The sequence below is a fragment of the Corynebacterium sp. ZY180755 genome, from assembly GCF_054331495.1.
The window spans coordinates 559,774-586,476 of the sequence record NZ_CM135811.1 but is presented as its reverse complement, the minus strand read 5'-3'; the positions used below and the strand labels follow the sequence as shown (position 1 = coordinate 586,476).

Here is a 26,703-nt window from a genome sequence, read left to right as displayed (position 1 = left end):
CCTAGGCAAACCCCGCTGGAAGCGGGTGTTTACCGCGGGACGATGACGATCGAGCGCTCGCCTTCAATACCTGGAATCTCTCGCCAGAAGTTCGAGGCCGCACCAGAAATGCCCAGTTCTAGGGTGGCTCGGGAGTCGGTCACGTAGGTGGCGTCTGATGCCGCGGCCACCGATACCACAGGTGCCGTGACGTTAGATGACGACAATGGCTGGCCGGAGGATCCATCTTGTTCGATGCGCCACACTGGGGTGTCAGGGTTTGCAGTACCAACGATCAACGCGCCGTCAGCATCCCAGTCGAGTGACACCGCCGCCAAATCCTGCGCCGGCAACAGTTCTTGCACGTTGGTGAGCTTTCGCTCACCCGCGTTTGGACGCGACACTATTGCCTCGTACACGCGACCGTCAATGATAAAGGCAGCACGGACACCGGTGTAGGAGAGCCGGAGTACCGATATTGCGCCAAAGTTGTCTCCCAGCGCCGTGGTATCCACCTCGGTTTGGGCGAGCTCATTGGTGGTTGCGGATCGCGAAATCCGGGCTACCTTCGTCCCGTCTAGGACGGTCCATACACTGTTCGAATTCAGCTCGAACGTAGGCCGCGTGAGCGTTTGTGCCTCCAGCACCTCGCTTGTTTGCCCATCGACCGTAGCCAGTTCCAACGTAGAACGTTTGTTATTTCCACGTCCGCGAGTAGTCACCGCCGCCACAATGTTGGACGCCGAGGAGATATCAGCGCTTTCGATGTTGTTAACGCTGCCTAGCTCGCCGTCAACTGGGGTAGGACTGCCCTCGCCTATGAGGTTGAGTGCACCTTCGCGAACTGCGTACAAGCCCGTGACACTAGCGGAATAAGCTCGTGGATTAAATTCAGCGAAGTCCTCCACAGTCAAGTCTGTGGATCCATTCTTGCCCAAGGCTACGGAAGTGCCGTCAAAATTGAAGTTGTAGGGTCCCGGAATGTCCGCCAACGCCAGTGTCCACACCAACTGCGCGGTCAGGCGGCGCCGCGCATCATCATCTAGGTCAGTAAGGCCCGTTATGTTGTACTCGCCGTCGATCACGCCTGCATAGGTGGCCTCTGGGGCCAGCTCATTCATCACGCCTGGTGCCAACGAGGCCGAAGGACCGTTGACAATCACCGAGATCATCGCCGAATCAAGCGAGGATGTGCCACTAAAAATCCAGCGGCGATCCGGTACTAGGGTGGTTCCGCCAGGATCAAAGAAATACGCATTATGCGGCTGGTAGTGATTGCGCAACAAGTTTCGCTCGATCACGACTTGATCCGGAGCGTCGCTGATGCGCCACTGGCCATCCACCTGCTCAAGTTGTAGTTGCTCGCTGAACTCCTCATTGGCTGGGACGTATCCACCTCCCGGACTTACGGTGCCCACTACCCTGCCTCGCACGTCATAGCTTAAGGTCCTCGAGCCATCTTGAATCGGCCGAGCCTCGCTGCTGGACGGGTCAGGTATCGCAGAATTCACATCTAGTCGATCAACCACGGTAATGGTTGTAGTTGGCCGCCACTGCTCCGCCATCTCAGGAGTCAGATAGCTACGGGAGACCTGATATTGCTGGCTTGGGCGGGCGTTCGCGCTAAAAAAGTCACGGACGAGGAGGTCCGGAGCTTGGCCGTCTTCTGGGCCCTGGCCTTCTGCTGGCGCCTGGGCGTCAAAGCTACGCAGTGCCTGTGGTTCGGAAGATGATGGAAGCGTTGTGCAGCTGGTCAACAACAAGGATGTTCCTGCAATCAACGCGATGAGTTGCTTCTTCACTTCTCCCCTTCCGGTTCAGCGTTCTGAGGACCTTCAACATCATCAAAGTCTGGGTCGTAGAAGTCCGCTAGCTCAGCCTCATCCACGATGTCTTCGTCGGCCAGCACCTTTGGTGCTGGCTCGTCCTTAACTGGATCCGCTACTGGCGTCTCCGGGAGTGCCGGGCGCTGGGGGGCGTCGGAAAGCTCCTCCGGGGTAACCGTCTGCTCAATGTGCAGTGGTGGCACCTTAAGCTCCAACGGCGCACGGTGGATGGCATCGCCTGGAGTCTTAGGCAGAACCAGTCGGAACATGGTGCCTACTCCCTCTTGGCCTATGGCATCGAGTGTGCCACCATGCAAAACAGCGTCCTCGCGGGAGATAGCGAGTCCCAAACCAGTGCCACCGGAGTGACGTACACGTGACGGATCCGCACGCCAGAATCGGTTGAATACAAGATCTTCTTGGCCGGACTTCAGTCCCACACCATTGTCTTCCACCGTGACCGCGACGGCCTCGTCGTTTTCGGCCAATGTGAGAGTAACGGGGCGGCCTTCGGAGTGATCGATTGCGTTAGCCAAGAGGTTGCGTAGAACGCGCTCAATACGCCGAGAGTCTGCACGCACACTCACCGGTTCCTCAGGCATGTTTATCACCAGCGTGACGCCAAGTTCCTCCGCAAGGTGGTCCACTTGGCTCTTGGCAGAGTCCACACAGGTGCGGATATCCACCTCAGAATCCGCCAAGTCCGCAACACCGGCATCATGGCGAGAGATCTCCAAAAGATCCGCCAACAAGGCCTCAAAGCGGTCCAGTTCGTGCACCATCAACGCAGACGCGCGCTGCGCATGTGGCGGCAAATCATCCTTGCTGTCATTGATCATGTCTGCCGCCATGCGCACCGTCGTGATTGGTGTGCGGAGCTCATGAGAGACATCCGAGGTGAACTGTCGTTGCAGGTTGCCGTAATCCTCCAACTGCTGAATCTGCTTGGACAGACTTTCGGCCATAGAGTTGAAGCTCAGTGCTAGACGCGCCATCTCGTCCTCACCGTCAACCACCATGCGTTCACGCAGGTGCCCGGAAGAGAAACGCTCTGCAATACGGGAGGCGGAACGTACAGGTGCAATCACCTGCTGGATCAACAGCCACGTGATGCCCACCAGGAGGACCACCAGCACTACTGCCGCCGCGGAGAACAATCCGCGCAGCAGGGCCAGCGTAGCTTCCTCGTTCTCCATGCTCATCACCAGATAAACCTGCAGATTTGGAATGTCCGTCTCCGTTGGTGAGCCAATGATCAGCGCTTTGTACGGGTTCCCGTCCGGGCGATCGATGGTGGCGAACTGAAATGAGATCTGATTTTGGGAGACGAAAGAGCGCAGTCGCTCTGGGATACGGTAGCCCTCAGGCGATGCCACCACTGAACCGTCAGGATTGTTCACCACGATGACGGCTTCATACACTGCTTGCCCATCGGCACCTGCACCCGACCGTGATGCTAGGGCCGCACGCGCAGCATTCAGGCGCGTTTGCAGTGTAGAGGACACACCGGTGGCGTCCACCTGCTGCTCTACCGTCACCCGCGCTCGGTCAATTTCAGAATTGGCAACGTCAAGCTTGGAATCAATCAGATTCTGGGTCACGAAACTCACCAACACCAGCGCCAGTAGCACCATCACGACGGTAGACGCCGCCAGAATGGAGCCCAACACACGGGTTTGGAGCGAGGTACGCCACTGGTGCACCAAACGCTTTTGGAATCTTTGGAGAGTTTGCATGCTCAACTTTCGCCACAATAACCAACAGGCCCCAAAGTAGCTTAGGGCCTGTGAAGGTTAGTGCTTATTCCTGACCAGTCTTGTATCCAACACCACGGACGGTAAGAACGATCTGCGGGTTCTCTGGGTCTTCCTCGATCTTGGCGCGCAGGCGCTGCACATGAACGTTAACCAAGCGGGTATCACTTGCGTTGCGGTAGCCCCACACCTTCTGCAGTAGCTCCTCACGAGTAAACACCTGACCAGGCTTAGAAGCCAGCTCGAGGAGGAGGTCAAACTCCAATGGCGTGAGCTGGATTTCCTCATCACCGCGCTTGACCTCATGACCTGGCACGTCAATGCTGAGGCCACCAATCTCTAGTAGCTCAGTCGGCTCATCCTCGGTGCGACGCAGGCGCGCACGGATGCGGGCTACCAGTTCTTTTGGCTTGAACGGCTTATTTACGTAATCATCAGCACCTGACTCGAGGCCCAGCACTACATCTACGGTATCCGTCTTGGCGGTCAACATCACGATTGGAACAGAGGATTCCTGGCGAATGGCGCGGCAAATATCAATGCCATTCATACCAGGGAGCATGAGGTCCAACAGGATCAGGTCTGGTTTCTCACGCTGAAACGTCTCTACAGCAACGGCACCGTCGGTCACAGCAACCGTACTGAAGCCCTCCGACTCCAGCACGATGGAGAGCATCTCGGAGATTGCTGGATCATCGTCTACGACGAGAATCTTCAACGCCATGGTTTTCCTTTGGTCTTTAAGGTGAAAAGGGGTATTAGGGGCAATCGTAGTCGATTACCATTGTTCAGTGAGCCATTTGATTCGCGATGGTGTCTGCTACGGTCTCCGGCGACATCTCCGGCGTAACTATCAACCATGGGGAGACCCAGTTCTCCCCCGCTAACTTTTCATACATCTCCGAGGTGCGATCCTGAAGCGAGGTGTCGGATTCGTAGCGATCGCGTGTGCGACTAGCGTCCTGCGCCTCCCGGCTAGCAGCGCGTTCGCGTGCCAGAGACGGCGGGGTGTGCAACAGAATCTGCAGATCAGGACGCGGAACTGCTAGACGTTCAAACTCCAGCTCAGCAATGAAGTCCACTGCCCCTGGGTCTTCCAACCGCGCGGCAGTATAGGCTGCGTTGGATGCAACGAAGCGGTCCAGCAGAACCACGCCGCGTTCCGACGCCGCGCGGATGTCCTCGCGCGCACCGTGGCGATCCAGGGCGAACAACGTGGCCATGGCGTAGGCGGAATCCGTCAGATCCCCCATTCGCCCATACAGTGCGTCTTGCACGAGCTGTGCGTGGATAGATTCCTCGTACCTAGGGAAAGCAATAACGGTGGCGTTAAAGCGGTCCTTTAACGCTGTCACCAGAGTATTCTTGCCTGCGCCATCGATACCTTCGATAGAGATGATCATGACAGACGCTCTTAGTAGCGGTAGTGCTCCGGCTTGAATGGGCCGGCAACGTCCACACCAATGTATTCGGCTTGTTCCTTGGTCAGCTCGGTGAGTTTACCGCCCAACGCCTCAACGTGGATGCGCGCGACCTTCTCATCAAGAATCTTTGGTAGGCGGTACACCTCGTTGACGTACTTGCCATCATTCTGGAAGAGCTCAATCTGCGCGATAGTCTGGTCCGCGAAAGAGTTCGACATGACAAAGCTTGGGTGGCCGGTGGCATTGCCCAGGTTGAGCAAACGTCCTTCAGACAACACAACAATGGAGGTACCGTTGGACAAGGTGAACTCATCTACCTGAGGCTTGATGGTCACGCGAGTAACGTCATCGCGGTGCAGCAGGGACGCCATATCGATCTCGTTGTCAAAGTGGCCAATGTTGCCCAGCACAGCATGGTCCTTCATCTTCAGCATCTGCTCGTAGGAGATGATGCCCATGTTGCCGGTAGCGGTAATGACGATGTCAGCGTCACCGATGGCGTCATCCACGGTCACCACTGGGAAGCCATCCATCAGAGCCTGCAGAGCGTTAATTGGGTCCGCTTCAGTGACCTTTACTCGGGCACCCTGGCCAGCCATAGCCTCAGCGCAACCCTTGCCCACGTCACCGTAGCCACAGATCAACACGTTCTTGCCGCCCATGAGCATGTCAGTAGCACGGTTGATACCGTCAATCAGGGAGTGGCGGGTGCCGTACTTGTTATCGAACTTGGACTTAGTAACGGCATCGTTGACGTTCATCGCAGGGAAAGGCAGAGTTCCCTCCTCAGCAAAGTGGTACAGGCGATGAACACCAGTAGTGGTTTCCTCGGTTACACCCTTTACGGACTCCGCGATCTTGGTCCACTTGCCCGGCTCCTGCTCTAGAGTCTCGCGCAGCATGCCCAAGAATGCCTGATACTCGTCTGAATCACCTGGCTCAACTGGTGGAACAACACCGGCGGCCTCAAATTCTTTGCCACGAATAACGGCCATGGTGGCGTCACCGCCATCATCCAAGATCATGTTTGGTAGCTCGTCACCCCATGAGAAGATCTTGTTCACGCACCACCAGTACTCATCCAGGGTTTCACCCTTCCAAGCAAATACTGGAACACCCTGCGGATCCTCAGGGGTGCCGTCCTTACCCACGACGATCGCGGCCGCAGCCTCATCCTGGGTGGAGAAAATGTTGCACGATGCCCAACGGACCTCAGCACCCAGCGCGATAAGTGTCTCAATAAGGACTGCGGTCTGCACGGTCATGTGGATGGAGCCCGCAATTCGCGCACCCTTCAGTGGCTGCTCATCCTTGTACTCTTCACGCAGCTGCATGAGTCCCGGCATTTCGTATTCAGCCAAACGGATCTGGTGTCGACCAACTTCATGCAATGAAAGGTCAGCTACTTTGTAGTCAAAGGATGCGTTCGCCATTGTGGTGTTCAAAACTCCTATATCCAAGGGACAGTGTTCACTAGGGTTCATCAGGAAGCTGCTGTGTCAGCACCCGTTTCCATTGCCCTTCACTTTACACACCCCCTGAGACACCTTGAGAAATAAGAACGCACCCACGTCCGCTCAGCCGAACGTGGGTGCGTTGATGCGTTAGTTTAGGACAACGCCTCGATGTAGACCTCGAGGTCCTCCTGGGTGTCAGCATCTTCCAGTAACTCGGCAGCAGCCTCGTAGAGCTCCTCAGAGCCATGACCGACGTAGCTACGGATGAATGGATAGTTGGAGACAATCTCCCCAGCGGAGTACGGTGCGCCTGCCCAGATTGCCGCGATGGTGGCCGCAGCCAAACCGTTCTGGGTATCTACTTCAGTAACGTGGCCATCAGACTGGGCAACCTTGATGGCGTCGCTGATCGCCTCTACAACTTCCTCAACTCCGCCGTCATCGTCAAGATTGGCGAGATCATCGAGGAAGTCCACATTTGCATCCTCGGTGAAAATGACATTTTCCCAGCCGCTCATGGCAAGGCCTCCTAATGAAGAAAAATTGGTTAGGGTTTTGCGGTTGCCCGAATAAACAAAACTACTTACTGCCGTTTTTACCTGATAACCGTCCACTAGTGAAGCTGTTCGTAGAAGATTTTCTAAGCACCTAATATTTTTCCACCCATCCACCAATTTGGTTGTGGTCAATTTAGTAGGTTGTGCCACCCCAGCGCCCTGCAAATCGCCCTTGTCAACGCACCTTTTTGCACGCCACAGGAAGGCTGAATCTGGTCGAAGGGGACAATAAATTTTGTTTGTAGGGGTTTTGAAGCTTCACCAGCTGTGTTAAGGTTCCTAGTGTTATAAAAACGTAACCAAGTGGGGTCTTCCTCTGGGTCGTGTTTGGTTTCGCGAAAAGCATAGGTGACCTCAGAAAAGACTGAATCTCAACAAAGGACCAGGCCGTTCAACCCTGCGGAGTCGTTTGATTGTGATGGTAGCTTTTCTGTTTCTCATCACGTGCTCGTAACAATACGATGCGGGGAGAAGCCCTCCCCTACTGTCAAGGTCTAACGTGCAACAAAGGGTGTTTTGAAAATCACACCGGAAAGAAGGTTAAGAAGAATGGATGATGCGAACTCATCGTTCTCATTACGCCATCGATTCTTTGCTTTCATCAGCATCGGACTTTTGGTAGCTGTAGGTACTGGCGTACTGGTGTGGAAGGCCTCCACTCCAGCCGGAACCTCTTCCGCCGATGCCGGCCCGATGATCGTTTCCAAGACTCCCCACGTGGTGAACGCCTCGGAGGAAGTAAGCAGCACCACTCAAAGCGCAGATGATTCATCGTCCACCACCAACTCAGTGACTACAAAGCGTCCCACTAACCGCCAGGATGTGGAGTGGCAAGAAACCAACGATCCGTTGCTACCTCCTAACGCGTTCATAGACGATCCCAACGTGCCTGCTGACACCAGCGGAAGCACCAACGGTGGTGACGGCGAAGCAACACCCGCCCCAGCTACTGGAATCCAAGAAACCACCGCTGAAGACGGCACAGATCCCGAATCCGATTATGAGCCTGCGCGACCAGCATCACCTGCTACGACTCGCCCCAACAGCACCCGCCCAACGCGCACCCAAAACGAAACTACCCCGCAGTTAACATCCGAGCCAGCGCTCAGCTCACCTAACAACACTGAGCCAACTGAAGAACCAGAAACTACGGCCACCACCGAGCCGCAAGAAGATAACCAAACCAGCGAGGATCAGCCGGAGGAGACAACCTCCATTGATTCCCCAACGGGCGTCATCTCTGAAACTAACGGGCCACTGCTACCCGATCTGGAATCCACCGAGTCAACATCAGCTGAGCCCTCAACCACGCGATCATCTCAACCATCTGCTTAAGTAGCTAGAGAGGCCACTTCCCTCAGGAGGTGGCCTCTCCGCCATCTGCGCGAAATTAAGTACCTACCCCTCCACCGCGTCTCATAGCTGCCCGTACGTGGTTACGGTGTTGTTGATTGGGTGCTGTCCCAGTCCACCGTCACGGCGCACCACGCGATGGGTACACGGCACCCCTTCCTCTATATGCCTATCACTGAAGGAAGGCCCGCGAGGTTTGTGGGGAACGTGTTTAGACGGTGGCTAAATAAAGATCACCGTTACCGGTAACCTGGACATCCTTGTCATGCGCGGAGATCCACACCGCCTCAGTAGGAGAAAGGTCCAACCCGCCCACGCTCACGGAGCCGTGAACGCACAGAGCGATCATGGGGCGACCTTCGCCGATTTCCTGGGCAGCCGTCTCATCGATCTTGAGGTGGGTGAGGCGGAACTCGTTTACAGGAACTTGGTAGGTGCCACCTACCTGTGGGCTCTCCGGTGATTCAATGGACTCGAATTTAAGGACCTTCACTAGTTCAGGTACGTCTACATACTTTGAGGTGAGGCCACCGCGCAGCACGTTGTCTGAGTTAGCCATGATCTCCACACCGAGACCGGACACGTACGCATGTAAGTTTCCGGCGTCCAAGAAGATAGCCTCGCCCGGCTGTAGAACAACGTAATGCAGCATCATGGCACCCAGTACACCAACGTCACCTGGGTAACGCTCATTAAGCGCCACCACGTTAGCGAGAGTATCGAGGATCCACTTCGGCTGCGTCGCCTCGTCAACAACCCTGCGGGCGCAATCAACGACGGACTGAATCAGCTGCTGTCGCGGCTCGTAGGGGATGGTAATCCAGGTAGTAAATAATACCCGAAGATTGTCCGATTCTTTACCGTCAGGGTCAATAATGGACGTGTAGTGGGTCAAATCTGTGCAGCCCAAGGCATCAAATAGCTGTTGGGTCTTTTCCAATGGACGGAAACCGGCCATGGCGTGGAACTCGCTGAGCGCAACAAGCAACTCCGGCTTGTGATTGTCATCCTTGTAGTTGCGGTTCGGTGCAGATAGAGCGATGCCACGTTCGTTCTCCGCTGCAAAGCCAGCCTGCGCTTGTTGCAGGGAAGGGTGAGCTTGCAAGCTCAGCGGCTCACCGGCTGCCAAAATCTTCAGTAGGAACGGAAGCCGTGCTCCAAATGCTTCTACAACCTCATCTCCCAGTTCAGCTTCCGGATTGTGGGCAATGACATCATCCAAGGTGTGGCCTTGGGTCACGTCGCCAACGAGGGATGGACTGTTAGGATGCGCACCGTACCAGAGCTCAGCCAAGGGTTGCTCGCTTGGCTGATCGCCACGAAGATGCGGGATCAGTGTGCGCGAGCCCCACAGGTAGTTCTGTGCCCTTGGCGTGAGTAGCTGCATGGTTGCTAACGGTCTTTCTGTCTCAATCTACTTACATAATGCCAGCGGTGAAACTGGATAAGGATAATGGCGGAATGTTTTAGTTTAGCCAATTAACTTACGAAGAAGTAAATGCAGTTGCGGCATAGCTTCGTGCGACAAGCCGCAGCGGGATCGCACTGGTGGCCGAGTTCGCTACGGTCTGCGCATGTCCATGCGCTATGCGCGGTTCCTCCGCGTTCCATACAACGATGTCAAGATTGTCCGCACGTGGACCGTCTATCTCCGGGTCATAGAAGATATCCTCCACCGGTGCAGACGCAAACAACGCACGCGCCATACCAAGCTCTTCAAAATCAAGGATCGCTGCCACCTTGCCCTTCATAGTCCACAGCGCTGCAGCAATGGGCGCGATGGCCATGCCCACGGGATCGTGACCAGTGTGGACCACTCGGGGCCCGAGTCGCGCCAAATCGCGCGCAGGATTAACTAGATCATCTCGCTCTGGTGAGCACGCAGTGAGCTCAGCGTCCACTTCGTCTGCGAGATCAAACATTTCTTGGCCGATAATGTCGCACTCCCCACCTAGGCAGTCAAGGAGGGCAAGCACCGTAGCAACCGTGCGCAGAGGCGAGACCCCCTCAGTGTTCGGCAGGTGCGGAACTACCACCGCATCCGTATCAGCGATCTGCTCCGCCAGTGGGCCTTCCCCAAGGCCGGCAAAGACGATGTCGCAGCCCCGAGCGTTCGCTACGCTCAGAGCCTTCCCCAAGGTGTAGTCATCGCTTTTCTCAGATACCGCCACAACCACATCCAGCGGCCCGACGTAGCTTGGCAGCCTAGTTTCCACCACCACCGGCAACGATAACGGGCTGCGCATCGTCACCGCTAGGCGGGCCGACGTTCGCGAGACAGCATCCGCGGCCAGGATCACTACAGAGCGCGGTTGCTTTCCCGCAAGGCGGGCGAAGCCGCCTTCGGCCACCAGCCCCGCAACGGCGCGGATCTGTGCGCCCTCATGGGCAACGTCGTAAAACGCAACGGCGTGGGGATCGTAATTATGCTCGCTCATAATGATTCCCATTGTAAAAGCGTTTTCTCTCTGCCACCCTAGTCGCACCGAGGAAGCGGAAAACTCCCACTAAACTCCTAACAATCCGGCGCCTAACGCCAACGCCCACTCCGGCAAAATCACCAGAGTGGGCGTTGGCTAGCAAATAAGGATTCTAGGCGCGAATAACGGCCAAGATTTCCTCCACAAGATCATCAACCTCTTGTTTGGTTGGCGCTTCAACGTTGAGGCGCAGCAACGGCTCAGTGTTTGATGCGCGCACATTGAACCATGCCTTGGTGTCCTTCAACTCCACCGTCACACCGTCCAAACGATCCACGGACTCGGTGCGATCCGCAAACGCGTCCAATACCGCTTGGGTGCGCTCCGCCTGGGCTTGGGCCGAATCCAGCTGTGAGTTAATCTCCCCGGAAGCGACATAGCGGTCGTACTTCGCCATCATCTCGCTCAGTGGCTTATCCTGCGTTCCGAGCGCTGCCAGAACATGCATTGCGGCCAGAATGCCGGAATCGGCATTGAAAAACTCTGAGAAGTAGTAATGAGCGGAGTGCTCACCGCCAAACACAGCACCAGTCTCCGCCATCTGTGCCTTAATGAAAGAGTGCCCCACACGGGTACGTACTGGGGTGCCGCCGTTTTCTTCGATAATCTCTGGGACAGTCTTGGAGGTAATCAGATTGTGAATGATAGTTCCCCCAGCGTGCTCACCCAGGTAACGCTCAGCCACGATCGCACAAATTGCTGACGGTGATACCGGATTGCCCTTTTCATCCACCACGAAGCATCGATCGGCGTCACCATCGAACGCAAGACCAATATCCGCGCCCTGCTCCACGGTGAACTTCTGCAGGTCCACCAAGTTGGATGGCTCCAACGGGTTGGCCTCGTGGTTAGGGAAAGTGCCATCGAGCTCGAAGTAGAGGTCCCTGATCTCAATGGGCAGGCCAGCAAAAACGCTTGGCACCGTGTGCCCACCCATACCGTTGGCTGCGTCCACTGCCACCACTAGAGGGCGAATGGAGGATAGATCCACCAAATCGCGCAGGTACTGGCCGTAGCCTGCAAGGGTGTTTGTTTCACTCATGGTGCCTGGAGTGCCGTCGTAGGCGGGAATGCCATCCACGAGCATGTCAATGATCTGAGCAAGGCCAGTCTCCTGCCCCACCGGACGTGCACCAGAACGACACATCTTGATGCCGTTGTATTCCGCAGGATTGTGGGAAGCGGTGAACATAGCACCTGGGCAGTCCATGACCCCGGAGGCGTAGTAAAGCTGATCCGTGGAGTTCAGGCCAGCCTTGACCACGTCAACACCTTGGGAGACAACACCTTCAGCGAAGGCATCGGACAGTGCTGGGGAGGACGGACGCATGTCGTGTCCCACCACTACTTTGCTGGCGTTTTCTCCACGCATCAGGAATCCAAATGCCGCACCAACGTCGCGGATGAAATCCTCATCAATGCTTTCGCCAACAACGCCTCGCACGTCGTACGCCTTGATTACCTTGGTGACATCTTCACGAACTCGAGTAGTCATAACACCCTTCAATGTTCATTAAAAGGCGCGGGCCGATACCACAACCCGCGCTAAAAATTTGTTGCACCTAGTCTACTCGTTTCAGGCGCAACTAGCGTCACTGACGTCGCTACCTGCGCCCAGCTATCCGCGATAACCTGCCTAAAGGATGTTTAAACTGTGAGGCAGCTCATTTATAGAAGCACAGTTGGATGCACAGCTAGCGTGAGTCCGTCCGTTGATTTCTCCAAAACTTCGGCACTTAATATGGCGCACCCTGCTGAGTCCGCCATCCGAAAAACGGCGAACCGACGGCGCCACATGCATGCTGCCGTGCAGACCTTGCCCCAACACTTAAGACATGAAAAAGACCGCGCCTGCTGGCGCGGTCTTGCCTTAAGCATCCTCCGGTGAATCTGGCACCACGCTCAGGTGCCCACGCCGAAGCTGGGTTCGCTGCGCCCGGTGGATTGGATGATTTGGGCTCATTACTTGGGATTGATCCATCAAGCCAGAGGTGGTCCGCCCTGCCTCGCGGACTGCTTCTGCCAGCGCAGTGAGATCTTCATCATCTTCTACATCATCCACATGGACGAGCTCCCAGCCGCGTGGAGCAGTAATGCGCGACGCGTGGTGCTCACATAGGTCCCAGGAATGAGGATCACTATTACGCACCAGAGGCCCTACTACCGCGGTGGATTGAGCATACGCGTACGTCAGAGTCGCTACGGCAGGCTTGCCGCAGCCAGGACGGGAGCAACGTCGAATAGGATTCACACGGGAAAGTCTAGACCTTTCCTTGAGGTTTTAGTAGCTACACCCCCTCGGCGTGCCATATCCAGTCGTCCGATCGCCGCGATTAGGCTGCTTAAGCATGCAGCAACACAGAATTCGCGACCGCCACGGGCGCCGAGGAACCGGACAGATTAAAGGCCCGATGTTCCCCCATGACGTACCGCGTTTTCGCACCCGCAGCGAGCTCTTTGACGCGGCAGTCCTTGAAGCCTACGCGCCCCTACAAGAACGCTTTGCTGCACAGCTTACGCAGTTAGACATCGCCGTGGACACGGTGCCCCGCATGCGGCTGTCCGGCGATAGCGCTTCCCTACCTGATGAGGTCACCGCTGACGGCCCCGTACCGCTTGGCCGCGTGATTCCCGCGGGAATCGATTCACAGGGGCGCCCTACGCGCGCCCGCATCGTATTGTTTCGCATGCCCATTGAGCAACGGGTCTCCAATGCCCAGGAGCGCCAGGAGCTACTCCACAATATCCTCGTTTCCCTTGTGGCCACCTACCTCAACATAACGCCGGAGCATATTGACCCAGACTTCTCCTAGTAACACAAAAGACCAAGGTTTCTACCTTGGTCTTTCACATTCACACAGTGGCTACTGAGCTCGTGGGTTACACGATGTCACGCTTGAGGCGGCGACGCTCACGCTCAGAAAGCCCGCCCCAAATTCCAAAACGCTCATCGTGCTCGAGTGCGTACTCAAGACATTCATCTCGAACCGCACACGCTTGGCAAATACGCTTCGCCTCTCGAGTCGATCCACCCTTTTCTGGGAAAAAGGCTTCAGGGTCAGTCTGGGCACATAGTGCCTGTTCCTGCCACTCTTGCTCGACTGCACCGAAGAGGTCATCCAAGGTCAGTTCAAGAGACGACCGAGTGCGAGGCGCAGCGTTGCTCGCCATATCTTCCACGCCACTCTCCTCTCCTCGTAAAAACGCCAGCAACATCGACGTTTTAAAACATTTCCACACTACACAGGATGCCGTCACATCGGCCCAAACAGACCTTCTTAACAACGGGGCCAGAACATGCCAGATCCCTAACTAAGGACTGACAGCGCCAGCAACCTGCAAATTACATACTTGAAATTCAACACGCCAACACTAGATACAGTCAAGCCGTAAGCGATTGAAAACAAGCAAAAAATACATTTTCCCAGCTCGTTAAATTCACCAGTCACAGAAGTAACAAGCCGACTATATCGGGGGTGGCGATTAGGGGTACTACATCTTGTGTTGAGCAAACCATCCGGTCGCTAGAAATTACGGAGAGGCGTGTCGTGCCGAAAGTACGATGAGTTTTGGTGCTATCCCACAGGGCACTCAAGCCTCCCCTGGAAACTTGAAGTGCCCTTGTTGCCCATCAGGCGTCGGCGCTAAATCGGATGCCGTTATCTGGGATGGATACCCCCGGCCAGACGCGCATGCCGTCAAGGAGCTCACATCGCGCACCGATCTCTGCACCATCGCCAATGATGCAGCCGTGAATACGCGCGTTTGCGCCAATCTTGACGCCCGAACCAATAATGGACGCCTGAATACGCGCACCCGGCTCGATGGTCACACCGTCGAACACGACGGTGTCATCCAAGCGGCAGCCGGCTCCGATTTCGGAGCCGCGGCCCACTACGGTGCCGCCGAGCAAGAGTGCGCCGTCCTTGACGCCTGCGGATTCGTCGACAAGCGCCTCGCCCGTCTTGCCCTCGAGCAGTGGCGACGGCGCGATACCACGCACCAAGTCAGAGGAACCACGCACAAAGTCGCGCGGGGTACCCATGTCGCGCCAGTAAGCCGAATCCACGTAGCCGTACACCTTGCGCCCCTCTTCCAGCAAGCGCGGGAAGGTATCACGCTCAACAGAGACCACGCGCCCCGGCGCGATCTCACCGATGATCTCGCGCTTAAATACGTAACAGCCCGCGTTGATCTGATCAGTTGGTGGATCCTCGGTCTTCTCCAAAAAGGCCGTAACGCGACCATCCGCATCTGTAGGCACACAGCCAAATGCCCGCGGATCAGGAACACGCACCAAGTGCAACGTTACGTCTGCATCCTTGTCATGATGCTCCTGTAGGATGCCGGCCAGGTCAGTTCCACCCAACACGTCACCGTTGAACACCATGACAGTGTCTGCGCGCAGCTTGTCATACACGTTGCGAATGCCACCACCAGTTCCAAGTGGCTCGTCCTCGACAACGTACTCAATCTCAAGGCCGAAGTCCTCGCCGTTGCCAAAGTATTCCTCAAAGACCTCAGCTTTGAATGAGGTACCGAGCACAACATGCTCAATACCCGCAGCCTTAATACGCGCCAACAGGTGCGACAGGAACGGCACTCCCGCAGTAGGCAGCATTGGCTTTGGAGTTGCCACGGTCAGCGGGCGCAGGCGAGTACCCTTGCCACCAACCAAAATCACGGCGTCAGTGTTACGCGCCGTTTCCTGCGAACTCATGTCCGTCATAAAAAACAATTCCCTTTACATCACGCGTTACCGGATCAAGTATGTCCTCCAACCTCACAAGGGAGGCCATGATCCCGTAACTGAAGTGCATAAAAACACAATTTATATTCAGGGTAGACCACCAATAACTGCTCTCCCCGCAAGCATCACCGGTTTCACCGCTTTTTCTCCTTCCCCGCACGGACATGCAACCAACACGCCCTTAAGGCGCATCTCGTGCGGAATTGGAAGAGACTTCTAAGAGGTGATCACTTTTTTACTTTGGCGGCTGCCACAACAATGAAAGCGCGCACGGCTAGCCCCAGCTTCAACGCCATTCGGATGGGCAACTGATACCAATGAGGGTGGCGATCGGCCTGGAACCGATATGCAGAGGCGTGGTGCGCAGGAAGCATTTTCTCTGGATTCTTGCCTGCAGCATGTCCCACCGCATGAGTGATGTGTGCGGATGGGCAGAATACATTCACGTATCCGGCGCGGGTGAAGCGGTCGCCCAAGTCCACGTCCTCCATGTACATGAAGTAGCGCTCGTCAAAGCCACCCACTGCGTCAAAGGCGTCCCAGCGCACAAGCAGACATGAGCCGGAGAGCCAGCCAGCGGTGCGTTCTTTCGTCATGTCAGAGTTATCGCGGTAGGCCTTGGAGAATGGATTGTTCTTCCACACACCGCCTAACAGAGCATGACCAATGCCATTGACTAGGCCGGGAACGGCGCGTGCGGACGGGTACGCAGATCCATCATCTTGGCGAATGTAGGGGCCAACATCTGCCACGTTGGCGCCGTTGGATCCCCAGCGCGAAGCGCACTCAATCATTTCATCAATGGAGCCTTCATCAAAGACTACGTCTGGGTTAGACACCACAAAGTATTCGCCATTGATTTCACCAGCCGCCCGCAGTGGACGGAGCTTATTCGCCGCAAAGTTGATTGCAGATCCGTAACCAACATTGCCACCAGTAGGCCAGAACTTGACCGCTGGGTTCGCTGCGGCGGCAGCCTCGGGCACCCCGTCCGTGGAACCGTTGTCAGCCAGAATCGTCAACGTAGGCAGACTCGTGGCTGCAGGCACCGAATCTAGGAATTTCTCCAAATACTCACCAGGTGAGTAGGTCACCGTAATCACTGCAATTGGCTTGTTCACAAACGGTGATTCTACTGTTGGAATCCATAACTACCTATAGACACCACACAGTTGTCTCGGAGTTCTCCCAAAAAGGACGGTGCCCGCCCAGTTGTTGGACGTTGTTCCCTAATTTGGGAATCTTTTGCCGTAAAATTGAGTGAACTTTTCCTTGAGCCTTAGTAGGTTCACGTACCGCCACGCCTCCCAGCTTGATGTTGGAATGGGCAAGAAAGAAGAGTATGTCTGCCAATCCCCGCCACACGCGTGATATTCAAGCACCGCCGTCTAGTGCGCCATCACTTGTACAAGTGGGACCGAAGCCAGTGAAGATTATTCTGTCTGTGCTGGCGGTGCTAGTGCTGCTGATCTCCGCAATGGGCTATTTCACTGTGGGGCGCATTGGCAACACGGTGGCCTCCGGCAATTTGTCTTTGGGCGGTCTCGGTGGCTCTCAAGGTGACGCCGCCGACGGCGCAACGGACATCTTGCTCGTGGGGTCAGATTCCCGCTCAGACGCACAAGGCAACCGGCTCACCCAGGAGGAGATTGATCTCCTCCACGCCGGTGATGAGGAAGCCGATAATACGGACACCATCATGGTGATCCGCGTGCCAAATGATGGCTCATCCGCAACTGCAATTTCTATCCCTCGTGATACCTATATTGCGGACGATGAGATGGGCAACATGAAGATTAATGGCGTCTACTCCGCATACAAGGATCAGGAAAAGGCCAGCCTTTTTGATCAAGGGATGACTGACGAGCAGACTCTGGAAGATCGATCCAAGGACGCTGGCCGCAAGGCCCTGATTGAAGCAGTCTCGAACCTGACCGGCGTGACCGTTGACCACTATGCGGAGGTTGGCCTGTTGGGATTCGTACTCCTCACCGATGCAGTGGGTGGCGTGGACGTGTGCCTCAATGAAGATGTGTACGACGAATACTCCGGCGCTGATTTCCACGCTGGCACCCAGACCATCAACGGCGCTCAAGGTCTGGCATTCGTTCGACAACGCCATGGCTTGCCACGTGGTGACCTAGACCGCATTGTTCGCCAGCAAGCTTTCATGGCATCACTGGTATCTAAGGTTCTTTCCTCCGGCACGCTCACCAGCCCAACCAAACTCAACGATCTTGCGAACGCTGTTACCCGCTCCGTAATTATTGACGAGGACTGGGATGTGATGAGCTTTGCTACTCAGCTTCAAAACTTGGCTGGCGGCAATGTTTCCTTCAACACCATTCCGGTCACCAGCATTGACGGCGTGGGCGATTACGGCGAGTCCGTAGTGACAGTTGACGTGAACCAGGTGCACGAATTCTTCGATACTCTGCTGAACAAGCAGGAGGAGACCCCCGTTGTAGAGGGCGCTGAGCAGACTGAATCCGCAGCCCCTGCGGCACCCAGCCTCAACCTCTACGTCCTCAACGCCACGTACACGTCCGGCTTGGCTGCTGCGATTGGTGATGCGCTGTCCGATGAAGGCTACAACATCGTGGAAACCGGCAACGCCGTTGAGGGACTCTACTTCACCTCCCAGGTACTCACCAGCGACGTGGAAGACCCGGAGGCCATTGAGCTCGCAAAGAAGCTGGGGGGCCTGCCGGTCAATTACGATGCCACGCTTGATCCGGGCAACGTTGTTGTCGTTGCTGCCGACGATTACAACGGACCCAAGAATGAGGAGGCCTTGTCCTCCCCTACTTCCACCCCAGAGGTAGTTGGCCAACCTGGCGCGGACAACGGCGAGGCCATTGTCTCCCCTGAAATCAACGCTGGCGGTAATGGTCCACGCTGCGTGAACTAAGACGAACTCTAAAAAGGCGATCACTTCTCGGCACGAGGTGATCGCCTTTTCCTTTGGGCTACGTTCATGGGAACCATCGTGAATCCTTGGCGTGCTGAGGTGACTCGAAGCGCAGAACCGCCGCTGGTTACGCCAGCGGTGGAAATCTCTGTCCAGTAGCTGAACGTGTTGGGAGCACCTCGAGAACCAGCGCAGTCACCGGCTTTGTAGCACAAGGCCGGTGACGTCCCATGGGACGGACTTTTGGGACCATATGAAGGCTTAGGCGAATCCTTCACCAGCCACTATGCTTTGTGTAATGCCGGAACAAGGAGAATGATGACAAACCCCCTCGCTGAAGAAACACGTTCACCACAGCTAGGCGGAGGCAAAGCCTGGGCCAACTGGTTTATCGCCGTAGCAATGGTGGTGTGGGTCTTCAATATCCAAACCAGCTGGGCAATCCTGCAGGGTTACATTGATGCATCTTTGCCAGAGATTTCTCTCACCCAGCTGAGCCTTATCGCAGCGGTGTACACGTGGACTTTCGCCATCTCACAGCTGTTCTCCGGCGCGTTGCTGGATCGGCTTGGTGCACGGCGAGTATTCCTGCCCGCAATGCTGTTCGTCACCGCCGGCACAGTTATCTACGCAACTGCTCAGAACTTTGCCATGCTGCTCGTGTCACAGGCTGTCATTGCTGTGGGCGCCTCAGTGGGGTTCGTCGGCGCAGGTTTCGTGGGTGGCGCTTGGTTTGGCATGGCCAAATTTGGATTCATGTTTGGACTAGTGCAGGTGGCTGCATCGTTGAGCTCCGGCGTGGGGCAAACTGCGTTCAACTTCGCCCTTTCCGCGCTTACGTGGCGCCAACTCATCGGCGGACTAGCCGCCTTTGGTGTAATCCTGCTGGGCGCAGCTCTCGTTCTTTTCCGCGATCCACAACCAGTGCGGGTAGATGACTTCTCCGTAACCGCGTTCGCCGGCGGAATAGTCAGCAATATCATGGAATGCTTAAAGCGCCCTCAGGTGCTGCTGCTGGGTGTGACTGGCGCATTATTCTTCGGTATCCAGATCGCCCTCGGCGTGGTATGGATGCCGCACCTGGCGCGCGCCCACGGGATCTCGGATACCCAAGCCAATTTGGCGGCCGCGGCAATCTGGTTCGGTATGGCGCTTGGAGCGTCGTTTGTGAACAAGTGGTCTGATGTTGTTCGCTATCGCACGCGGCCGTACTTTATTTCCGGCGTGATGAAAACTGCGGCGCTCGCTGGCATGATCTGGCTGCCACTGAACGGTGCCACGGCGATTGGGCTGGCCTTCATCTTCGGTGTTTTCTCCGCCGCGCAGATGCTGGCTTTCACCATTGCCGGTGATATTGTTCCGGCGCGATTGATCGGCACGGCAAGTTCGCTGATTAACGGCCTCATGTTCGTCACTTCCGGCCTGCTCATTTCCTTGCCGGGTACCATGCTCGCTGGGACGGCTGAGACGCTGGCAGACTACCAGAAGCCGATGGCAGTATTCTTCGTGCTATCCGCACTGGGCGTGATCATTGGGCTGTGGATTAGGGAGTCCCATCCAATGCGCCGCAAGCTCACCCCTATGCAGCAGCCTCAGTAAATCCAGGTTGAGCTCTATGCCATTGCTGGCCGCATAGGGCTCGGGTTTTTCATTACCATGGTTGTCATGGAACTACTTTCTTCCCTTTTGTCCTCTGATCCCGCTACGCCACGCCTGACCGTGTACAACGAGTCCAATGGTTCTCGCTTGGATTTCTCCGCAGTCACGTTGGATAACTGGGCGGCGAAAGTAGCTAATATGCTCCGTGATGAGCTGGAGCTCGAAGAGGGCACCATCATTGCCGTTGAGCTGCCCAGTTCTTGGCAGTCCGTTGCCATCATGCTGGGAGCTTTAGCTGCGGGCATTAAGGTCTCATTCAACCCAGCCGAGGGAGATGTATTCTTCACCAGCGCGGATGAGAATGTGCGCGAATACGCTGATTCCGTGGGCGCAATGGGGGACATTGTTTTGGTCACCGATGACCCCATGGGGCGAGGTGTTGAGGAAACCGGCATGGCGCTTCCTGTTGGCACGGTCGACTTCGCACCTACGGTGCGCTTCTTTGGTGATCAGTTCCCAGAGCCTGGCCAACCGTTGTCTAGCTTTTCGACATCAACCGCGCCTGAAGGCGCACGGATTCTCAGCACCGGCTGGAACACATGGGAGGAATTCACTGAGCAGGTTATTAATCCGCTCAGCGCGGGCGGGTCCGCGGTGATTGTGAGTGGCCCAGTATCGGCGGAACGCCTAGAGCACATCCGCAAGGTGGAAAAAGCGACCGTCTAAGAACTAGCAGCAACTAACGGGGTTTTGATACCCCGTTTTTGTTTTACGCACTGGGGCCACTCCCCAGAACCTCCCCTGATCGGACATGCTACTACCTGTCAATCACTAGCTCTCCTTGCACAATCTACCCCCTATTGGGGTAAAAGATTGCGCAAAAACTGACACAGAGCTGGCTACAGTCACTAAATTCGGTACGAGTACCCCCTATGAAAGGTTATGAACGCATGAAGATTCGTTTCACCCGCAAGACCGGCGCCACCCTATGCGCGCTTGCGCTGTCTGGTGCAACCCTTGTCGCCTGCTCTGACGATTCTGCTACCACCGCTGAAGACTCCACCGCAGCTGACTCTGCGGAATCCACTGGTGGACAAGAGGGCCGTGGCCCAATCACCTTCGCAATGGGCAAGAATGACACTGACAAGATCATTCCTATCATTGCGAAGTGGAACGCAGAGCACCCAGATGAGGAAGTAACCCTCGCAGAGCTCGCTGGTGAGGCTGACGCACAGCGTGAGACCCTGGTCCAGTCCCTGCAGGCTGGTAACTCTGACTACGATGTCATGGCCTTGGACGTCGTCTGGACCGCAGACTTCGCAGCGAACCAGTGGCTGGCACCGCTAACCGGTGATCTTGAGGTAGACACCTCGGCTCTGCTGCCGGCAACTGTTGAGTCCGCTACCTACAACGGCACCCTCTACGCTCTGCCGCAGAACACCAACGGCCAGCTGCTGTTCCGTAACACCGAGCTGGTTCCTGAGGAACCAGGTACCTTTGCAGAGCTCGCTGAGTCCTGTGGCTCGCTCGAGGGCAAGGATTGCCTGACCCTTCAGCTCAAGCAGTACGAAGGTCTGACCGTGAACACCGCGGGCTTCATCGAGGGCTGGGGCGGCTCCGTGTTGAACGAGGACGGCACCCCTGCCGTCGATTCCGCGGAAGCCAAGGAAGGAATCCAGGCCATGGTTGACGCCTACAAGGACGGCACCATCTCTGAGTCTTCCATCTCCGCTACTGAGGAAGAGACCAACAACGCTTTCGTTGCTGGCGAGACCGCATACGCAGTCAACTGGCCATACATGTACACCAACGCTGAGGAAGGCGACAACTCCCAGGTTGCCGGCAAGGTTGAGGTTCAGCCACTTGTAGGCAAGGACGGTGTGGGCGTATCCACCTTGGGTGGTTACAACAACGGCATCAACATCAACTCCGAGCACAAGGCTACCGCCCTCGAGTTCATGCAGTTCATTGTGAACGAGGAGAATCAGACCTCCTTCGCAGAAGCTTCCTTCCCACCAGTTCTGGCGTCCATCTACGATGATGAGGCACTGATTGAGCAGTTCCCATACCTGCCAGCGCTGAAGGAGTCCTTGGAGAACGCTGCTCCACGCCCAGTTTCTCCGTTCTACACCGCCATCTCTAAGGCAATCCAGGACAACGCTTACGCCGCACTCCAAGGCGACAAGGACGTTGACACCGCAGCTAACGACATGAAGGCTGCTATCGAAAACGCTGGCTAATCTAGCGTCTGCCCGTCGCACAAACAGATCGAAGATCTTGTGGCCTTGCTACCTCCTTGTGAGGTGGCAGGGCCACTTTGTTTCCCGCATTGCGCAACAATGTGATTAGCTACAGTAAAACCACACCGGCAAGAAGAATAGGAGTCCTACTTCCGTGACTGCCGCCCTGAGTAATCTCAGGAAGGACAAAGCACCCAAGGACCGCACCAAGCACACTGGCCAAGCAGCACTTCTGATTGGGCCAACTCTCGCGGTACTGGCCGTGGTGATCGGCTACCCGATCGTCCGCGCGATTTATTTGTCTTTCCAATCCGATAAGCACCTGGACCCGCAAACTGGTCTCTTCGTTGAAGGCGGTTTCGCGGGGTTCGAACACTACCTCTACTGGATCTCCCAGCGCTGCATGACCCCGAGCGGCACAGTGGGTACGTGTCCCGATGGCGTGATCTCCACGGACTTCTGGCCAGCGGTAGGCAATACCTTTTTCTTCGTCGCCGTAGCCGTCTCCATTGAGATTGTCCTAGGCCTCGCCATGGCTCTGGTCATGAACCGCGAGTTCCGTGGCCGCGCGCTCGTGCGTGCCGCAGTCTTGATCCCATGGGCGATTCCTACCGCAGTAACCGCGAAGCTCTGGCAGTTCATCTTCGCGGACCGCGGCATTGTCAATTCCCTGCTGAACGAGCCTATCCAGTGGACTACGGATCCATGGGCTGCCCGCTTCGCTGTGGTCATTGCCGACGTCTGGAAGACCACCCCGTTCATGGCGCTACTAATTCTGGCTGGACTCCAAATGATCCCGAAGGACGTGTACGAGGCCGCACGCGTTGACGGCGCCACCAAGTGGCAACAGTTCACCCAGATCACTCTCCCACTGGTCAAACCAGCCCTCATGGTGGCTGTACTATTCCGTGTGCTCGACACCCTGCGCATGTATGACCTGCCAGTCATCATGATCTCCGCATCCTCCAACGCTCCCACCGCTACTGTTTCCCAGCTGGTGGTTGAGGACATGCGCCAGAACAACTTCAACTCCGCATCCGCACTGTCCACGCTCATCTTCTTGATGATCTTCGCCGTGGCTTTGTTCATCATCCGCTTCCTCGGAGCGGATATTTCAGGCAGCGCTGAACAGCGCGCGCAGCGCAAGGCTGAGAAACGCGCGGCCAAGCGCCGTGCCGGTGCAGACAAGCAAGGTGCTTCCGAGCTTGTCTCCGCTGGTTCAAAGACGGAAGGGGCACAGCAATGAGCAAGAAAACCCGCTCCAACATTGGTAATTACATTGGCATCATCTTGATCATGGTGTGGGGTCTCGCGCCGTTTTATTGGATGCTCGTGACCGCCCTACGCGATAGCGACTTCACCTTTGACACCACCCCGTGGCCTACGCACGTCACCCTGGATAACTTCCGCGACGCGCTGGCCACGGACAAGGGCAATGATTTCCTCGGTGCCATCATCAACTCCTTGCTGATCGGTTTTGTCACCACCGCCATCGCAGTGACCGTGGGCGTATTTACCGCTTACGCATTAGCACGCTTGGATTTTAAAGGCAAGGGCATCGTCACCGGCATCATCCTAGCTGCGTCCATGTTCCCGGGCATCGCGCTGGTGACCCCACTGTTCCAACTGTTCGGCGATTTGAACTGGATCGGTACCTACAAGGCACTCATTATCCCGAACATTTCCTTCGCGCTACCACTGACCGTGTACACCTTGGTCTCATTCTTCCGCCAGCTTCCGTGGGAGCTTGAGGAGGCCGCGCGTGTGGACGGCGCTACCCGCGGCCAGGCCTTCCGCCTCATCCTGTTGCCGCTTGCCGCGCCAGCGCTGTTTACCACGGCAATCCTGTGCTTCATCACCACGTGGAACGAGTTCATGTTGGCTCGCCAGCTGTCCAACACCTCTACGGAGCCGGTCACAGTGGCAATCGCTCGTTTTAGCGGGCCTTCCTCTTTCGAGTTCCCTTACACCGCCACCATGGCCGCCGGTTCATTGGTCACGATCCCACTCATCATCATGGTGCTGGTATTCCAGCGCCGTATCGTGTCCGGACTTACCGCTGGTGGTGTGAAAGCTTAAACCACGGGTCTGGCTCTTGCCGGCTTGTTTCCAGTTGTTAAACCTCTGCCCCTGCCACGCTCCTGCCCCAGCACTGGATGCTGGGGCAGGAGTATTTTTACGTCAACGCCTCCGCGGTTCGCTACGAGGTTGCGCCTATCTACGTCCGCCCAAAGCCCGTGCTTAGCTATCTCACCGCGTCACCCGTGCCACGCAGCACCACCGCGGCAAACGCTCGCATTACGCCACCGCTTTACCCGCAATGATGGACGATTTAGTTACTTAGCCACATCCCTCACAACCAGTTTTCCCCATAACAGCGTGGGGACTTGACCTCAACAACTACCGAATACCCCTAGAGGTATATTGACCTCGATACCCTAGGGGGTATACCCTAACGAATGGGTGCCGCTAGGAAATGGCCCAGCGAAGCCCATGTTTTCTTGAAAGTCTCACTTTAAAATAGCCAAGGGAGTAAAACACATGTGTCGTCCAGTTCCATGTAAGAAGTGCGGCAAGACCACGTGGGCTGGCTGCGGTCAGCACATCGAGTCCGTTAAGGCAAACGTACCTGAGGGCCAGTGGTGCACCTGTCCACGCAAAGAGAGGAAGTCCGGCCTTTTGGGCCTCTTCAGATAACAAACAATATCTCTAGGAGAAAAGCTATGGCTACCACTGTTATTGTCGGAGGTGTCGCTGGCGGCATGTCCACCGCAGCCCGCCTGCGCCGCAACGATGAACACCGCGAGATTATCGTGTTTGAGGCAAGCGGCTACGTATCTTTTGCCAACTGCGGACTTCCGTATCACGTGGGCGGGGTCATTGAGAAGCGCTCTACCCTTCTCCTGCAGACCCCTGAATCCCTTGGCGCGCGCTTCGGCATTGACGTCCGCACCCGTCACCGCGTTACAGACATTGATCCAGACGCAAAGACCGTCACCGTACATAACCTCGCAGACAACACCACCTTCACCCAAGCCTACGACGAGCTCGTTCTCTCCCCCGGCGCCAAGCCTTTCATCCCGCCTATCGACGGCATCGAGCGTGCACTCACGTTGCGCACCGTGGAGGATGTGGACACCATCATCGCCGCCCTTGAGGGCGCGAGATCCGTTGTCCTGATTGGCGGCGGGTTCATCGGACTTGAGATGGCGGAAAACCTCCGCCACCGCGACCTTCAGGTCACGGTGATTGAACGGGCCCCGCAGATCTTGGCACCGTTCGACGAGGAGATGGCTGCGATCGTCGCTCAACACCTCGAGAAAAATGGGGTCGACCTGCGCTTGAACGCCAACACCACCTCCATCGGCGCGAACACCGTGACGCTCGAGTCTGGTGAGGAGATTCCGGCAGATGTGGTGGTAGCCGCGATCGGCGTGCGCCCAGACACTACCCTTGCACAGGCAGCCGGCCTCACCCTCAGCGAGGGCGGTGGCATTGCTGTTGATGAATATCAACGCACCAGCAACCCTCACATCTTTGCCCTCGGCGATGCTGCGGAGAAGGTCGATCACAATTCGGGCGCTTCCTCGCTCGTGCCGCTCGCACAAACGGCGAACCGCCACGGCCGACTCGTTGCAGACGTGATCAGCGGCCGCGACCTGAAAGCGCTGCCGGTTCTCGGCACGGCGATCGTCGGACTGTTCGGCATGCAGGCTGCTGCCGTGGGTTGGAACGAGCGCGTAGCCCGCAACACCGCTAAGAACATCCGAGTTGTGCACGTGCACCCAGCTAACCACGCCGGCTACTACCCCGGTGCGAGCCAGCTCAACCTGAAGCTCGTCATCGACGCGGACACTGACCTGATCCTCGGCGCGCAGGCCGTGGGCATGGAAGGCGCAGACAAGCGCATCGATGTCATCGCCACCGCTATGCGCGGCGGACTCACAGCAAGCGACCTCGTTGACCTCGAGCTCGCATACGCCCCACAGTTTGGTTCCGCCAAGGATCCAGTCAACATCGCCGGAATGGTGGCGGACAACATGGCGCGCGGCGAAAAGACCGTTCAGTGGAATGAGGTTACTGAACTCCTAAACAACGGTGCGCAGCTCGTTGACGTGCGCACGCCAGGAGAATGCGCACAGGGATCCATTCCGGGCGCGATCAACATCCCAGTAGATGAACTCCGCGCACGAATAGGCGAGATCAACAAGGATAAACCAGTTATTGTGAGCTGCCAAGTAGGCCTACGTGGCCATGTAGCGCTGAGAACGCTAGCCCAGCACGGCTTCGACGTAGCCAACCTCGATGGCGGCTACCTCACATGGTCACACGGTCAGCTGGCGCGAGCATACGCCAGCGAGGACTAGTGAGAA

General features: G+C 56.5%; 22 protein-coding genes. 9 read left to right on the top strand and 13 right to left on the bottom strand.

Annotated elements, in window-relative coordinates; translation table 11 throughout:
• Positions 1-29 precede the first annotated feature (29 nt).
• The 6 genes from lpqB to ACXM2N_RS02675 all read right to left on the bottom strand — a co-directional run bounded on the left by lpqB (position 30) and on the right by ACXM2N_RS02675 (position 6,958).
• The gene (gene lpqB / locus ACXM2N_RS02700) at positions 30-1,781 is read right to left on the bottom strand and encodes an MtrAB system accessory lipoprotein LpqB (protein WP_458489772.1); all 1,752 of its coding nucleotides are present in this window, start codon (positions 1,779-1,781) and stop codon (positions 30-32) included.
• Positions 1,778-3,541 (bottom strand): MtrAB system histidine kinase MtrB, encoded by a 1,764-nt coding sequence (gene mtrB, locus ACXM2N_RS02695; RefSeq protein WP_458490971.1) that lies wholly within the window; start codon positions 3,539-3,541, stop codon positions 1,778-1,780. The genes lpqB and mtrB overlap by 4 nt, the downstream gene beginning before the upstream one ends.
• 64 nt (positions 3,542-3,605) lie before the next feature.
• Complete coding sequence (gene mtrA / locus ACXM2N_RS02690) at positions 3,606-4,283, bottom strand: MtrAB system response regulator MtrA (RefSeq protein WP_458489770.1); 678 nt, start codon at positions 4,281-4,283, stop codon at positions 3,606-3,608.
• 64 nt (positions 4,284-4,347) lie between these two features.
• On the bottom strand, positions 4,348-4,962 hold the full coding sequence (locus ACXM2N_RS02685; RefSeq protein ID WP_458489768.1) for a dTMP kinase: 615 nt from the start codon (positions 4,960-4,962) through the stop codon (positions 4,348-4,350).
• Positions 4,963-4,973: 11 nt separating this feature from the next.
• Positions 4,974-6,416: an adenosylhomocysteinase gene (ahcY, locus tag ACXM2N_RS02680; protein ID WP_458489766.1), complete on the bottom strand. Its 1,443-nt coding sequence runs from the start codon at positions 6,414-6,416 to the stop codon at positions 4,974-4,976.
• A 176-nt stretch (positions 6,417-6,592) separates the two neighbouring features.
• Entirely contained in the window at positions 6,593-6,958 is a 366-nt protein-coding gene (locus tag ACXM2N_RS02675) for a DUF4259 domain-containing protein (protein WP_458489764.1), read from the bottom strand.
• A 588-nt stretch (positions 6,959-7,546) separates the two neighbouring features.
• On the opposite strand from ACXM2N_RS02675, the gene ACXM2N_RS02670 reads away from it, so the two are divergent.
• Positions 7,547-8,332 carry a hypothetical protein gene (locus ACXM2N_RS02670; protein WP_458489762.1) on the top strand — a complete coding sequence of 262 codons (786 nt, stop codon included), beginning with the start codon at positions 7,547-7,549 and terminating at the stop codon, positions 8,330-8,332.
• Between the two features lie 229 nt (positions 8,333-8,561).
• Here the strand turns inward: ACXM2N_RS02670 and manA are convergent, their stop codons facing one another.
• The 4 genes from manA to ACXM2N_RS02650 all read right to left on the bottom strand — a co-directional run bounded on the left by manA (position 8,562) and on the right by ACXM2N_RS02650 (position 13,081).
• A complete protein-coding gene (gene manA / locus ACXM2N_RS02665) occupies positions 8,562-9,737 on the bottom strand; it encodes a mannose-6-phosphate isomerase, class I (RefSeq protein ID WP_458489760.1) in 1,176 nt (391 codons plus the stop codon).
• Positions 9,738-9,834: 97 nt separating this feature from the next.
• Positions 9,835-10,788 carry a hypothetical protein gene (locus ACXM2N_RS02660; protein ID WP_458489758.1) on the bottom strand — a complete coding sequence of 318 codons (954 nt, stop codon included), beginning with the start codon at positions 10,786-10,788 and terminating at the stop codon, positions 9,835-9,837.
• Positions 10,789-10,942: 154 nt separating this feature from the next.
• The gene (locus tag ACXM2N_RS02655; protein ID WP_458489756.1) at positions 10,943-12,325 is read right to left on the bottom strand and encodes a phosphomannomutase/phosphoglucomutase; all 1,383 of its coding nucleotides are present in this window, start codon (positions 12,323-12,325) and stop codon (positions 10,943-10,945) included.
• 375 nt (positions 12,326-12,700) lie between these two features.
• Entirely contained in the window at positions 12,701-13,081 is a 381-nt protein-coding gene (locus ACXM2N_RS02650; protein ID WP_458489754.1) for a DUF3499 domain-containing protein, read from the bottom strand.
• A 97-nt stretch (positions 13,082-13,178) separates the two neighbouring features.
• Between ACXM2N_RS02650 and ACXM2N_RS02645 the strand changes: the two genes are divergently transcribed.
• Entirely contained in the window at positions 13,179-13,643 is a 465-nt protein-coding gene (locus ACXM2N_RS02645) for a metallopeptidase family protein (protein WP_458489752.1), read from the top strand.
• A 67-nt stretch (positions 13,644-13,710) separates the two neighbouring features.
• Here ACXM2N_RS02645 and ACXM2N_RS02640 read toward each other — a convergent pair whose 3' ends face one another.
• From ACXM2N_RS02640 to ACXM2N_RS02630, 3 genes are all read right to left on the bottom strand, one after another.
• On the bottom strand, positions 13,711-14,010 hold the full coding sequence (locus ACXM2N_RS02640) for a WhiB family transcriptional regulator (protein WP_458489750.1): 300 nt from the start codon (positions 14,008-14,010) through the stop codon (positions 13,711-13,713).
• A gap of 451 nt (positions 14,011-14,461) precedes the next feature.
• Complete coding sequence (gene manB, locus ACXM2N_RS02635) at positions 14,462-15,550, bottom strand: mannose-1-phosphate guanylyltransferase (RefSeq protein WP_458490969.1); 1,089 nt, start codon at positions 15,548-15,550, stop codon at positions 14,462-14,464.
• Between the two features lie 257 nt (positions 15,551-15,807).
• Positions 15,808-16,701 (bottom strand): glycosyltransferase family 2 protein, encoded by an 894-nt coding sequence (locus ACXM2N_RS02630; RefSeq protein ID WP_458489748.1) that lies wholly within the window; start codon positions 16,699-16,701, stop codon positions 15,808-15,810.
• A gap of 221 nt (positions 16,702-16,922) precedes the next feature.
• On the opposite strand from ACXM2N_RS02630, the gene ACXM2N_RS02625 reads away from it, so the two are divergent.
• The 7 genes from ACXM2N_RS02625 (at position 16,923) to ACXM2N_RS02595 (ending at position 26,697) form a co-directional block, all read left to right on the top strand.
• Positions 16,923-18,491 (top strand): LCP family protein, encoded by a 1,569-nt coding sequence (locus ACXM2N_RS02625; protein ID WP_458489746.1) that lies wholly within the window; start codon positions 16,923-16,925, stop codon positions 18,489-18,491.
• A gap of 315 nt (positions 18,492-18,806) precedes the next feature.
• Positions 18,807-20,090 carry an MFS transporter gene (locus ACXM2N_RS02620; protein ID WP_458489744.1) on the top strand — a complete coding sequence of 428 codons (1,284 nt, stop codon included), beginning with the start codon at positions 18,807-18,809 and terminating at the stop codon, positions 20,088-20,090.
• Between the two features lie 66 nt (positions 20,091-20,156).
• Entirely contained in the window at positions 20,157-20,816 is a 660-nt protein-coding gene (locus tag ACXM2N_RS02615) for a TIGR03089 family protein (RefSeq protein WP_458489742.1), read from the top strand.
• A 224-nt stretch (positions 20,817-21,040) separates the two neighbouring features.
• Positions 21,041-22,330 (top strand): ABC transporter substrate-binding protein, encoded by a 1,290-nt coding sequence (locus tag ACXM2N_RS02610; protein ID WP_458489740.1) that lies wholly within the window; start codon positions 21,041-21,043, stop codon positions 22,328-22,330.
• Between the two features lie 166 nt (positions 22,331-22,496).
• A complete protein-coding gene (locus ACXM2N_RS02605; protein WP_458490967.1) occupies positions 22,497-23,576 on the top strand; it encodes a carbohydrate ABC transporter permease in 1,080 nt (359 codons plus the stop codon).
• Positions 23,573-24,409: a carbohydrate ABC transporter permease gene (locus ACXM2N_RS02600; protein WP_458489738.1), complete on the top strand. Its 837-nt coding sequence runs from the start codon at positions 23,573-23,575 to the stop codon at positions 24,407-24,409. The genes ACXM2N_RS02605 and ACXM2N_RS02600 overlap by 4 nt, the downstream gene beginning before the upstream one ends.
• Positions 24,410-25,053: 644 nt before the next feature.
• Entirely contained in the window at positions 25,054-26,697 is a 1,644-nt protein-coding gene (locus ACXM2N_RS02595; protein WP_458489736.1) for an FAD-dependent oxidoreductase, read from the top strand.
• The last annotated feature ends 6 nt before the right edge of the window (positions 26,698-26,703 follow it).